The organism is Neobacillus sp. Soil_C_43 (assembly GCF_057656715.1).
Map to the genome: position 1 here is coordinate 29,937 of NZ_JBDGJV010000017.1, position 12,350 is coordinate 42,286.

Genomic DNA, 12,350 nt, shown 5'->3' on the forward strand with positions numbered 1-12,350 from the left:
CATCCAAGCTATGAAGGACAAATCCTGGCCCTCCTCCTTGCTTTTTGTCCTTCATCCAAGCTATGAAGGACAAATCCTGGCCCTCCTCCTTGCTTTTTGTCCTTCATCCAAGCTATGAAGGACAAATCCTGGCTCTCCTTCTTGCTTTTTGTCCTTCATCTAACCCCAAACAAAAAAGCTGCCCAATCATCTCGGGACAGCTTTCCTTACAAGGCCTACGGGGCCCCCAGTTATTCAGTTAAATCAATAGAATACTTCGCAAATCCACCAGCCGACGGTCCGATATACTTAATCGTCGGGAACTGGCCAAGGTATTTTTGCGCATTTGGTGAAGAATCAAACACCGGAACCACTGAACCTTTGAACTTAGCAAAGGACCAGTTTTGGTCTGCGGTTGGATTAATGGTTTTCTTTTCTTGGATATAGTTCGTGATAATTTGACGATTTTCATCAGGCGACTTTAACACAATTTCACCCTGACTGGCTCCAGGGAAGGTCGCGCTAGATGCCCTGTAGTTATTCGTTGCAACAATAAACTGCTGGTCTGCTGCAACAGGCTTCCCTTGAAAGGTTAGATTAACAACTCGACCCGTGCCCGGATTAATGACATTACCATTAGAGTCATATTTAGCCGGCTTCGTCACATCGATTTGATATTGCACTCCATCAATTACATCAAAATTAAAGGATTGGAAATTCGGATTAATCAATGGCCGCTCACCAGTATTAGATGGGTCAATCTGATTAAATTGGCCTGCACTCATTTCCAACCATTCTTTGAGCTGAGCGCCAGTTACTAATTTCGCTTGAAGCGTATTCGGATACAAATACAAATCAGCGACATTTTTTATGGCCAATGTACCCGCAGGAATGTCTGTGTAATATTGAGGGCCGTTACGGCCGCCTGCTTTAAACGGTGCCGCTGCAGAGAGAATAGGGATACCTGCATACTTACTGTACGCTGGATCTTTTAGTTTCTCTGCCAGATATTCTGTTTGTGCATTATTCACGATTTGTACAGAAGGATCATCCTGAACCAGCGCAAAATAACTATAAATTGGAGCGGTTGTTTCTCCAACAGGCTGATTCACATACTTAATCGTGCCCTCGTGCTCTGGCAAGATTGCTTGCATGAGTTGCTCGTCTGTTTCGACAATGGATTTACCCGATGCGTCAACAATAGGCCGTACACTCGCTTTCCCATCAACCACATTCCACTTTCCACGCTGTTTCTCAAGTTGGAGGTCAATCACCCCCAGATGACTGCCGAAAGCTCCTGGCATCACCACCGGCTTCCCATTGATCGTTCCTTTTTCCAAATTCACATTCTGAAGATCCTTATAAAGAGGTCCAGGGAAAACATTATGCTGATGCCCGGTAAAAATCGCATCAATATCCTTGATGTCGGTTAAATAGTAGGCTGCGTTCTCCATGCCTGCCTGATATGGCTCACCGCTTATTCCCATATGAGCAAGAGCGACAATAACGTCTGCCCCCTTCTTTTTCATCATCGGAATATACTTTTTCGCGGTTTCTACAATAGATTTTACCTCTACTTTTCCTTCTAAATTCGCTTTATCCCATTCCATAATCTGTGGTGGAACAAAGCCAATTACCCCTACCTTTATTGTTTGCTTTTTCCCTTGTGCATCTACAAGCGTTTTATTAATAATAACGTATGGTTCAAAATAGGGTTCATTCGTGCCTGCCTTCACCACATTGGCGTTTACAAGAGGCATTTTGGCATCATTTAGTGTTTCATTGAGGTAGTCCAAACCGTAATTAAATTCGTGGTTGCCTACTGTAGTAGCGTCGTAGCCTAAAAGGTTAAATAGGCGGTAAACTGGATGCACCTCGCCCTTCTTTAACCCCTTTACTTTGGCCACATAATCACCTAATGGATTTCCTTGAATCTCGTCCCCATTATCAAACAGCATCGAATTCTTCACTTCATTTCGTGCTTGTTTGATGAGGGTAGCGGTTTTCACCAAACCCACTTTGTCGTCTTGCTTTGTCTGATAATAATCATAATTAGCTAAAAAAACATGGAGATCGGTCGTTCCTAGTAAGCGCAACTGAACAGTGCTTTCTGGCTTTTGTGCATAAGCACGATTTGGCAGCAACTGTCCAATAATGACAAGCATTGAAACTAGAAAGATGTTAATGGATTTAATCAATCAAGAAGCCTCCCTTGCTAAAATCATACAAACGAGGATAGTATTTGCAGCAAGCGACGAGATTATGATGGTGACTTTCACAAAAATTTGTTCTGGTAAAAATTCAACCTAGTCACTTAGGTTAAAATTCATTTATAATAGTATGTATTCCCTTACCAAAATAAGGTAGGAACAAAACCTTATGTGTTTTAGGAGGTGATGAGTCTTGGGAAATCACTATAGATTACCAGGGACTCCAACAACTCATGCAAAGCCAAGTATTGGAAAGGCGATACTTTGCATGGGGCGGACATTTATTTAACAAATCGCCCAGGTAAGCTATTATTTCATTTTCTGATATGCGGCTTTGCACCTTATTTTTCTAAAACAAATAAGGGGCTGGCAAAGTATGAAGTATGTAAACGCAAGCAACATTTTACCTGAAAAGCTGATTGCAGAAATTCAGAAATACGTTCAAGGGGAAACCCTTTATATTCCAAAACCTGAGAAAACCTACCGGAAATGGGGAAGTTCTTCTGGGGCAAGAAAGTCCATTGATGAACGAAATGTCTCAATTAAATATGCTTTTACTAATGGAAAAAGCATTGACCAGTTAGCGGATGAGTATTTCTTATCCATCGAAACGATTAAAAAAATAGTTTATTCCAATAAAAAACACTGATGGCTTGGTCCATCAGTGTTTTCGTATGTATAGTTTGTTTCTAATTCATCTTCTACATTTTATTTATGGGTTACTTTTTATAAAATAAAGTAGAACGAGGTGACGAACAATGAAAGAAAAATTCATAAAGAATGAACAATATAATTTTATAAAACGGCAAGTAGCTTTGACCAAGGATAGTTACCGAAAGAACTCTGACCCAAGTGTTATTAAGGCAGTCAGGGAATTAGCCAACGCTCAAATTCTTGACCTTTTTCCACTAGTTACAAAGGAACAACTAGAAAGACTGGATCTTTTGAAATGGAAAACGGATTCGGAGCTTGAACAATATGTTCAAGAGTTAGCTAGCTTCTTAATCCCCTTCCCCAAGGTGAACGAGCAGCAAGTGAAAAAGATGTTTCCAAAAGCGAAGAAATTAAAGGTACCCAATTTATCGGCAATCGATTTCGAGAAAATGACCTACCTAAGCTGGACGGATATCAGCACCAACAAAAAGTTTATTATCTATGAGCACGATGAGAAAATGCTGGGGATAGAATGTAAATACTCTATTATAAATAAGGACAATATCTGCTCATTCTGTAATCGCTTTGGGAAAGTGGCCTTTATTTCCACAATCACTAAAGCTAAAATGTCGAATAATCCAGACTACTACAAAGCCATTGGGAACTATATCTGCCTCGACAGCGCTGAGTGTAATAAAAAGATCACAAACGTTGACTATTTAGCTTCGTTTTTAGAGGAGTCGCTTAGGAAACATGCCTAGAAAAAAGAACCTTGGGGGCAAGGTTCTTTTTTTGTGCTGCTTATAATGGGGTGTCTGCTGGCGGTGCAGTTTGCTCATACGACAGTTAACTTTACTTATGCGACAGTTACCAATGCTTATCCGACAGTTAACTTCTCTTATCCGACAGTAACCACCCTATCCAACAGTAAATCATCCTTATACGACAGTTATCTTCACCTATCCGACAGTTACCCGTACTTATACGACAGTTACCCCACTTTTATATCATCAGGATCTCCCTAATGTCCTCTTCTGTAAGAGTGGCCATCACTTTTTCATCCGAATCAATCACTTCATCGATCAAGTCTCTTTTCTTATCCTGCAACTCGTTCATTTTTTCCTCGATGGTGCCGCGTGCCACGAGCTTAATGACCTGGACGACATTTTTCTGGCCCATCCGATGCGCACGGTCCGCCGCTTGCTCCTCAACAGCAGGATTCCACCATGTGTCATATAGAATCACCGTATCGGCACTCATAAGGTTAAGGCCTGTCCCTCCAGCCTTCAAGGAAATCAAAAATAAATCCCTCTCCCCCTGATTAAATCGGTCGCAGATCTCTACTCGTTCTTCTGGCGGCGTTTGTCCGTCCAGGTAAAAGAATGGCATTCCCTTCGCTTGCAACCTTCTGCCTATCAGATCAAGCATTTTGGTAAACTGCGAAAAGATGAGCACTCTTCTACCGGACAACTTGGACTCATCAACAATTCTCAACAGCTGATCCAGCTTGGCCGACCCACCTTTATAGCCATCTACAAACAATCCAGGGTGACAACAAAGCTGCCGCAACCGCGTTAATCCAGCCAATATTTTAATACGATTTTTCCGAATCGTGTCCCTATCAAGATGCTTCAACGTATCGTGCCTTAGTTTCGCTAGATAAGCAGCATATAGCCTCTTTTGTTCAGGATACAACTCCACTGATTCCCGAGACTCCATTTTTTCAGGAAGCTCTGCAAGAACATCTTCCTTTAAGCGCCTCAAGAGAAATGGCCGGATTCTTCGGGCAATCGCTTTTCTAGAAAGCTTACTATATTCCTTTAATCCTAGGAACAGCTCCGGAAAAGCCACATGAAAAATGGACCACAGCTCTTCGAGTGAGTTTTCAACCGGAGTACCTGTTAGTGCAAAGCGATGACGTGATTTCAGCTTCTTAGCCGCTCGGGCTGTTTGTGTTAATGGATTTTTAAAGGCTTGAGCCTCATCAAAAAACAAGGCGTGAAAAGTCTGTTTCTCTAACCAGCCAATTTCACGACGCAATAACGGGTAGGAGATGATCATCACATCCACTTCCGTCACTTTTTTTAGCCGCTTGGTCCTCTCCGTTTTATCACCATCAATCACAATGGCGTCTAACTCGGGAGCAAATTTCCTAACCTCGCTCAGCCAGTTATAGGTTAAGGAAGCAGGACAGACAATCAGAACCGGCTCCTTACTCTTACGAATCGCAGGCTGCTCGGACAGGATATACGCCAAACTTTGAATAGTTTTTCCAAGTCCCATATCATCTGCTAAAATCCCACCGAATCCATAGTGTGCCAGTGTTTTCATCCATTTATATCCGAGCTTTTGATAATCCTTCAGAATGTGCGCTAAACTAGTTGGCACTTCAAACTCAAGCTGTCCCGGGTTCATGAGGTGGTCAAGGAACTGGCGGAAGGATTCCTCCAGCTTAAACGCATCACTAACCTCCACCACATCAAGAAGCTGCAGACTCTGCTCGACCGGTAACTCCAATCCCGAAGCCAAATCTTTATCCTTCATTTGAGGGGACTGAATAAATCGTTGGATCTCATTCATTTCTCTTGATTCTAATGAAAAAAGAGCGCCATTCGGCAAACGGTAATATTTCCGTTTTTCCTCCAACGCGGCTAATACCTCGCGAATTTGATGTTCGGATACACCGTCCATTTCAAATTTGAATTCCAGCCAATTCGTCCGTTCTTTTTTGACCTTCACCCTTATTTGCGGATGGGTTGTCCCTCTGAAAATCCGATTTCTAACAGCTGTCGTTGCATAAATTCGCACCAGTTTTTGGAGTTTTGGAAGCATATGAACAAGAAACTCATACTCCAGCTCCTCATTATGCAAAAAGTAACCCCCATCCGTCGTAGCGAATTCACTATCTCTCATGAGCTGTAGAATCTCTTCTTCCTTCTCTACCTCTCTTACTATCAGGTTGTCAGCTGGCAGCTCTCTCTTTTCCAGTGGGTTAATCATCATATGTTCATAGTGAAACTCCAAGCCCGCAAGAAGGCGATTACTTACGCGGTCCAAGTAGAGTTTAGCCACCAATGGGGTACTCATGACCTGCTTCCTAATCGATTCAGCGATTGTCACTTGTCCTAGCTTTTTTAGCCCTGGGGCCACCTTTTCAAGGAAAAACGAAATCTTGCCCTGCGGAATAGAAATTTGCTCCATTCCTGTGGTAGCAAGCATTTGTTTTAGCTCGGTAAGACGCTTGCAGTCTTGCGCCTCTAACTGTTTGATTTTCCCTTCATATAAAACGGAATGATAGGCATCTAAGACTAGCACCTGTTCGAAGCCTTTAATATATAATTGAAATCCATTTGCATTTGTTTCTGTAAACTGAAACTGCAAGGGCGCCAATTCATGCGTTACATGAAATCCTTCAAAGGTTTGCCCTCCATACACAAGCTTGACCTGAGGCGCCTTTATTAGTAATGGCTGCATCTGTTCCCAGGCCGAGGAGGGAATTGGTAATATTTGATTCTCAGTGGTGTCAGGCACCCTGTTCATATAAATCTGTTCATCACGAAGTACTTGAATGAGTTGCTGAATGGCGGCATCGGTTTCTTTTGAAAAACAATGCTGACTAGGGTCATACGTAAAGTGATGAGAAAGGGAGGCTGATCTGCCTATTCCTACTTGTTCTAGAAAGGCACGAATATCTGTAACGCTAGTCGACTCGACCGCCATTTCGATTCCAAAGAGGTGATGCCCACCACCAAGATCGACTGGGCGGCAGATAAACTCCACCTCAAGAACCTTCCTCGTTTCAAAATGGGTCTGATGACCACTTGAGCGCACAGGCCGAGCTGAGAAAAGGGTGAATAAGCCTTCTGTTAGACCGTTTGTGCTATTTATATTCGGAATCTTGCCCTGACGCTGATGCTCGTAAATCGCCAATAAAACAGCGGCAATATGCTGGCAATCCTTATTAAAAGACGCAAGCTTCGGGCAGCTGCATTCCGTCTGTAGTTTTCCATCCGTACCTGTTTCAATCACCACATGAAAAGCTTCATCAGCGGTTACCGTCGCATGGCAACGTTCAGGTTCATAGACCTCAAAGATCACTCTGTCCGTCCGATAAAAATAATCCCCTCGTTTGAAGGAGACAGTGCCACACATTTCTTTGATGAGTTTATGATTTAAAGGTATATTCACGTGCTTTCCCCTCCTCATGAGGTTCAGATTCAATAGTACGATTGTAACACAAACAAACAAAAGAAGGGGACAGTCCCCCACTGCGCTAAAGCGCCGGGGGACTGTCCCCTTCTCACTACTCTTCTCTGTAATCTCTTAAATTAAAGTACATGATATAGCTTACTGGTTTTAATTCCACTTCTTCATATACTCTTCCCATCGTTCGTTCGAACAGGATCAGCTTATTCACATACTCATAATCTATTGAAAATCCTTGGTAAGTATCCGGGGTCAAGTCTTTGAAATAATTGTTCTTCAGTTCAAATCCCGTTTCTAACTCCTCAAGGCTTTTTTTAATGATTTCTTGATAGGGGGAAAGCTCTGAAGGAATTGACATACGTTTGAGATCTGCGATAATCTCCTCCCCTTGCTTCATACTTTCCACTCGATTCGGCTCAATTTCTTCTTTGGGTTTTCCTTCTGCTATTGCTGTTAAAAAGGCCGTTTCAGATTGCTTTTGTTTACTAACGAGCTTGATAATATCATTTTGAAAATGGATTAACGCCACCTGCTGTTGTCGAACGGTCGAAAGGCTGGCTTGATTGTTTTTTGGTTCTGGGATAAAACTTTGTACAAGAAGTAAAAGGCAGCCCACCGCAATGACCAAACTAGCTGCATATTTAAATTTTTGGATGTGTTGAGATGCACAGGAAGATTTTTTAGATTCCTTAATTATTTTCTTCTTTATGCTCTTGGAAAGCTCTAGATCCTTAAAATAGGTATCATCGAGACATTCCTTTAATGAACGAAGTTCATCTTCCATCTTCATCCCTCGCTTCTGTTCGAACCTTCTTTTGTAAAAGCTCTTTTGCCCTTCTTAAGCGTGTCCGGATTGTGTTTTCACTTAATTGTAATAGAGAGGAGATTTCATCTACCCGATAATTTTCATAATAAAAAAGAATGATAACTTCTCTGTACTTGACTGGCAAATTGAGTACAACTGCAGCTAATTCCTTTTTTTGCGATCTTTCTAAAACTTGATCTAACACACTGTCCTTCACTGTTGTTTGCTTAGGAGCAAAATCTAAATAAAGCAAATTCCTAAAAGACCAACTCTTCAAATAATCCTTACAAAGGTTGATGGTTATGGAATAAACCCATGTTTTCAAAGAGGATTCTCCACGAAAGTGATCCCAGTTCTTAAAACACTTCAAGAATGCTTCTTGCGTGAGATCCTCTGCTATCTTCTGATCCTTAACATATGTAAACGCAAGCTTTAGGATCTTGCTTCCCAATGTTTCCACTAGTTCCTCCAGCATAGCTTCCTTATTAATGCTCGATACATCAATAGGAGCAGGCTGCTTCGGTTTATTTATCTTCATTGGGTCTCCCCGTTTCTATACTTTCTGTCCTGATTATATAGACGATCATTTGCCGTTTTTTTATTCAATTTTTTTCAAAAAATTAAAATTTATAGGTTTTCGGGTTTACGAGTGATTGTGGCGATTCTGTTGGTTGTCCATAAATAATTCTTTCCATCCATGAATAAAATGCCTATGACCGTTAATTTTTCTAATGAACTATGAAAGTAGGTATCTGTCAATGAAGTACAAAATACATCGATGTAATTGCAGAAAGGTTTGGTCGATTCAAAACAGAAAAACAAAGACCATTGCGACTTCATTACTTTTGGATGGCCAGTGGAAAGCTGAATTGAAGCCCGAAAGAAAATACAACCCCAAAGGCTTTGTTACTACAAATAGTAGTCAGGCTATTATTTTTAATCCTCCCCACGAACTTATGGAACAATATGAAAAAGTCGCCCAATTGATTTATGACAAAAAGAATGTAGATTTTAATGTGGATCATGGAGAATCTCTTTATTTTGCTGAGGATGGGAGCTGCTTTATTCTAAAAAAATTGAGAAATAGAATGTGACCTATCCCGAGCCTGGAAAAACTAATCAAACGTTTGATTAGTTTTTTCAGACAGGTTTATTGATCACTCTTATAGCATAGTTCAATTTTAACTTAGATTATAAAACCCCCTTCAGTTAGAAGGAGGTTTTACTGTACCACAGACAATTATGTTATCTAGTAAGGAAAATCCTTCCCACTCTTATCGCGGACAATGACCTCATACGGCTGGTTTCCTACCTTCACCTTCACGTCTTCACTATCAAGGAACGCCTTTATCTCGTCACGTATTTTTCCAACCGTCTCTTTCGCCCCTTCATCCGAAGCAGTCATACTAGTTTTAATTACAATCTTCATCTTTTCAGGCCTATACGAATAAGCATACCCGGAGACTTTGTACTCCTTCTTCAAGGCAAGGCCTTCGTGAATACTTCTCAGATAATCCATCCACATACCCTCACGCTTGTTGTTCTCTACATCTACCACGTCCATTTGAACCTCTTTATCTGATCCATTGGCTTTCGCAAGCTCAAGCGTGGCCTTCTGGATTTCATCAACACGCTTCTCTGTCAACGGGATACTTATCTCTATTTTCGAGTTATACGGGTTCACAGTAATAATGTCATAACCCGAGCTTTTTAGACCTTCTTCCAGTTTCAATCCAAGCTGTGTCATCTGCTTCTCTTCTTCCGTCTCTTCTACAACTTCTGGAATAAACGAAGACACTTTGATTTCGTACGAATCGTATCCTTTACTCTTCAGAATATCCTCAACAATCCCTGTAATTTTTCCCCTTTCCCTGTCCGCATCCTTTTCAGACCCTTCCAATCGAATCTCAAACAATACCTTTTCACCTGGGGTCATGCCAAGAGATAGATTCTTATATCCCTCCTTCTCCAAAGCATCATGGATGAGCTCGTAAGCCGGTTTTGTTTGGAACACCTGCCCCAAATACGGAATCTTCGAAGCCATTTCCGCTATCGATGGATTTAGGAAGGCAGAACCAGTCAAGATACCTAGACCCACGACTGCTGCAGCAAACTGGAATTTCCTATTGCGTTTCTTTTTCACAACTGGGATTTCTTGAACGTTTGTCACCTTCGATTCCTCCTTGATATTCTTAGCAAAATCATAAAGGGAAGCAGGAACCTGAATTTTTTCCATATCTTCCTCAATTTCTGTCTTCAATAACTCATCCATCATTGTGAATTCACCCCTATCATTTGATTTTCTAGTAATCTTTTTTTCAAGGCATTCCGTGCCCTTCGCAGTTGGGATTTTACTGTGGAACTATTGATTCCAAGTAGATCAGACACTTCCTGAATGGTAAGTTCTTGATAATAATAAAGAAGAAGAACATTTCGGTAATCCCTGTTCTCCAGAGACGATATGCCCTTTTTAATCTCATTTTCTGTTTCCTCTTTTATCACGCTATCCACCACACCCTGCTCATCACGCAGGTATTCTATTTCAATCGCAGCTTCCCTCAATCTTCCATTCTTTCTCAATACATCAATAGACCGGTGAGAGACAAGTTTATAAAACCATGTATGGAAAAAATGGATTTCCTTCCCGCTCATAATGTTTCTGTACGCTTCAATCATTGCGTTTTGCACGACCTCTTCTGCCTGTTCCTTCGAGCGCAGAATCGAATAACTGGTACGATATCCTTTTTCAATCAACGGATGAATGAGTTCAGCAAACGCTGAGTCCTCTCCAACCTGGATCCGCTCAATCAGTTTTTTCTGTTCCATGATAGAAGCACCTCCTTCCTTATTGCATTGTTAATACCTTTTAGGCGACCGTGACGCCATTTAGGTTGCATCTTTTTGAAAAAAAATAAAAAAAGTACCCATGTCCTTCATCTATTCGTTTTGGAAAAAGTAGTCCTCTCACAAATAGAGAGTAATAGAGGAGATTTAGAAGGATATTCCATATATTGAGCAATATAATTCTACAAAATAGGGGAGGAATTCTACAAAATTTTAATTTATTCTACAAAATCGGGGTAGGATTCTACAAAACTTGGAAACAAACTTCCAATTTCACTTCGATAGGACTGATTCCCAGAGTTATTCTACAAAATCGAGAGAGAATTCTACAAAATTTCAACTTATTCTACAAATTCAAGGAGGAATTCTACAAAAGATAGAAATTATCTTCCACTTCATTAAAAATTACCTATAAAAATAAAAAGCAGAGCTACACGCCCTGCTTAAGTAAACAATACTATCTCTTTATTGGTCGTTCCAACGTTAAAATCTCATCTTCAAGAGACGCATACCGCTCCTCCACCACTCGTTTTACATCTAAAACGGCTGCATTATAGAAATGTGGCGCAAGTGTCTCCTTCACAAAATCTAACACTCTTTCTGCCGCAAATTCAGAAAGTTCTTCGTCTCTCTCATTAGAAAAGAAAGATTGAATGTCAGAGATCATTTCCTGTTGTTGCTCTTTTGTTAATTTAAAAAACATCATAGCCCACTCCTTACAGTTTCAATACTGTCACTATACCTGTGAAAATATGAAATTTATAGGCTATATTTTTACAAAAGTTTGTGTCAACCACTCGTTATAGATTTTCAACCTGCTCATCTAACCAATGAATCATATCCTCAAAAAATTGTTCCCGCTCTAAATCATCAAACGGCCTGTGTCTCATTTGAGGGTATTCATATTTCTGTTTGTTTGGAGAAGAAACGGTATCAAAGAAATGGTGAAGCTTCGCAGGAGGCGTTAGCTCATCTTCCAGTCCAAACTGTAATAAAATAGGCAGTCTAATAGATTTTGCCTCATTCGCTAGCCGAGCCACTGTTCGCATTAGACCACGTCCCAACCCAGGTGTGACCACATCATGGCGTAACTCATCCGCGGCTAGTCTATCAAGTTCCTCAGGATCCTTCGTTAATATTTGCGGGTTACCCGTCTTGACGATACTATAATCCGGTTTAAGTTTCCCCATTAACGTTATAAGAATTCTCTCTGAAGGCGTAACCTCATATGAAATAGCTGGAGAAATGGCTACCATTCCTGCCAGTCCTTCACCATAATCCAATGTATAATCAAGGACAATCACTCCACCAATGCTATGCCCCACAATGAAGAGTGGCAGGGCAGGCACCTCAGAGGCTACCAGCTTTCGAAATTCATGTAAATCATTCCTATATTCATCCCACTCTTTGATATATCCCCTTTTACCCGTACTTTTCCCATGTCCACGCAAATCAAATCCATACACTAAATAATCCTGACTCACTAGGCTGTTACTAAGGTTTTGCAAACCGCCACTATGATCCCCATGACCATGTACTAAAATAACAGCCGCTTTTGGAGCTGCAACCTTTGGATACAGAACTTGATAAAATAATTCCGCTCCGTTGACACCTTTAAATTTCCCCTCTTTTTTCATCCGCGCTCCCGCCTT

10 protein-coding genes and 1 pseudogene are annotated in these 12,350 nt (G+C 41.0%); 3 read left to right on the forward strand and 8 right to left on the reverse strand.

All coding sequences use genetic code 11. From position 1 onward, the window contains the following. Window positions 1-233 precede the first annotated feature (233 nt). Window positions 234-2,144 (reverse strand): annotated as a pseudogene (locus AC3A54_RS19885) (bifunctional 2',3'-cyclic-nucleotide 2'-phosphodiesterase/3'-nucleotidase); the annotation flags it as partial. A 421-nt stretch (window positions 2,145-2,565) separates the two neighbouring features. On the opposite strand from AC3A54_RS19885, the gene AC3A54_RS19890 reads away from it, so the two are divergent. Continuing rightward, window positions 2,566-2,838 (forward strand): CD3324 family protein, encoded by a 273-nt coding sequence (locus AC3A54_RS19890; RefSeq protein ID WP_487655880.1) that lies wholly within the window; start codon window positions 2,566-2,568, stop codon window positions 2,836-2,838. Between the two features lie 109 nt (window positions 2,839-2,947). Then, on the forward strand, window positions 2,948-3,604 hold the full coding sequence (locus tag AC3A54_RS19895) for a FusB/FusC family EF-G-binding protein (RefSeq protein ID WP_487655881.1): 657 nt from the start codon (window positions 2,948-2,950) through the stop codon (window positions 3,602-3,604). 241 nt (window positions 3,605-3,845) lie between these two features. Here the strand turns inward: AC3A54_RS19895 and AC3A54_RS19900 are convergent, their stop codons facing one another. The 3 genes from AC3A54_RS19900 to AC3A54_RS19910 form a co-directional block, all read right to left on the reverse strand. Next, the gene (locus AC3A54_RS19900) at window positions 3,846-7,031 is read right to left on the reverse strand and encodes a DEAD/DEAH box helicase (RefSeq protein ID WP_487655882.1); all 3,186 of its coding nucleotides are present in this window, start codon (window positions 7,029-7,031) and stop codon (window positions 3,846-3,848) included. Between the two features lie 115 nt (window positions 7,032-7,146). Then, window positions 7,147-7,833: a hypothetical protein gene (locus AC3A54_RS19905; protein ID WP_487655883.1), complete on the reverse strand. Its 687-nt coding sequence runs from the start codon at window positions 7,831-7,833 to the stop codon at window positions 7,147-7,149. Then, window positions 7,823-8,392, reverse strand: a complete 570-nt coding sequence (locus AC3A54_RS19910; protein WP_487655884.1) for a sigma-70 family RNA polymerase sigma factor — start codon at window positions 8,390-8,392, stop codon at window positions 7,823-7,825. The genes AC3A54_RS19905 and AC3A54_RS19910 overlap by 11 nt, the downstream gene beginning before the upstream one ends. A gap of 220 nt (window positions 8,393-8,612) precedes the next feature. Here AC3A54_RS19910 and AC3A54_RS19915 point away from each other — a divergent pair, with 220 nt between their 5' ends. Beyond that, window positions 8,613-8,948, forward strand: a complete 336-nt coding sequence (locus AC3A54_RS19915) for a hypothetical protein (protein WP_487655885.1) — start codon at window positions 8,613-8,615, stop codon at window positions 8,946-8,948. Window positions 8,949-9,103: 155 nt separating this feature from the next. Here AC3A54_RS19915 and AC3A54_RS19920 read toward each other — a convergent pair whose 3' ends face one another. The 4 genes from AC3A54_RS19920 to AC3A54_RS19935 all read right to left on the reverse strand — a co-directional run bounded on the left by AC3A54_RS19920 (window position 9,104) and on the right by AC3A54_RS19935 (window position 12,335). Further along, window positions 9,104-10,129, reverse strand: a complete 1,026-nt coding sequence (locus AC3A54_RS19920) for a DUF4179 domain-containing protein (RefSeq protein WP_487655886.1) — start codon at window positions 10,127-10,129, stop codon at window positions 9,104-9,106. Further along, complete coding sequence (locus AC3A54_RS19925) at window positions 10,126-10,680, reverse strand: RNA polymerase sigma factor (protein WP_487655887.1); 555 nt, start codon at window positions 10,678-10,680, stop codon at window positions 10,126-10,128. The genes AC3A54_RS19920 and AC3A54_RS19925 overlap by 4 nt, the downstream gene beginning before the upstream one ends. Window positions 10,681-11,155: 475 nt before the next feature. After that, the gene (locus tag AC3A54_RS19930) at window positions 11,156-11,401 is read right to left on the reverse strand and encodes a DUF2164 domain-containing protein (RefSeq protein WP_487655958.1); all 246 of its coding nucleotides are present in this window, start codon (window positions 11,399-11,401) and stop codon (window positions 11,156-11,158) included. A gap of 97 nt (window positions 11,402-11,498) precedes the next feature. Further along, window positions 11,499-12,335, reverse strand: a complete 837-nt coding sequence (locus AC3A54_RS19935; protein ID WP_487655888.1) for a lysophospholipase — start codon at window positions 12,333-12,335, stop codon at window positions 11,499-11,501. Between the last annotated feature and the right edge of the window lie 15 nt (window positions 12,336-12,350).

Coding starts and splice junctions, on each gene's coding strand:
- AC3A54_RS19930 (WP_487655958.1), bottom strand. CDS start 11,401: ATGTTTTTTAAATTAACAAAAGAGCAACAACAGGAAATGATCTCTGAC.
- AC3A54_RS19925 (WP_487655887.1), bottom strand. CDS start 10,680: ATGGAACAGAAAAAACTGATTGAGCGGATCCAGGTTGGAGAGGACTCA.
- AC3A54_RS19905 (WP_487655883.1), bottom strand. CDS start 7,833: ATGGAAGATGAACTTCGTTCATTAAAGGAATGTCTCGATGATACCTAT.
- AC3A54_RS19915 (WP_487655885.1), top strand. CDS start 8,613: ATGAAGTACAAAATACATCGATGTAATTGCAGAAAGGTTTGGTCGATT.
- AC3A54_RS19935 (WP_487655888.1), bottom strand. CDS start 12,335: ATGAAAAAAGAGGGGAAATTTAAAGGTGTCAACGGAGCGGAATTATTT.
- AC3A54_RS19895 (WP_487655881.1), top strand. CDS start 2,948: ATGAAAGAAAAATTCATAAAGAATGAACAATATAATTTTATAAAACGG.
- AC3A54_RS19890 (WP_487655880.1), top strand. CDS start 2,566: ATGAAGTATGTAAACGCAAGCAACATTTTACCTGAAAAGCTGATTGCA.
- AC3A54_RS19910 (WP_487655884.1), bottom strand. CDS start 8,392: ATGAAGATAAATAAACCGAAGCAGCCTGCTCCTATTGATGTATCGAGC.
- AC3A54_RS19920 (WP_487655886.1), bottom strand. CDS start 10,129: ATGATGGATGAGTTATTGAAGACAGAAATTGAGGAAGATATGGAAAAA.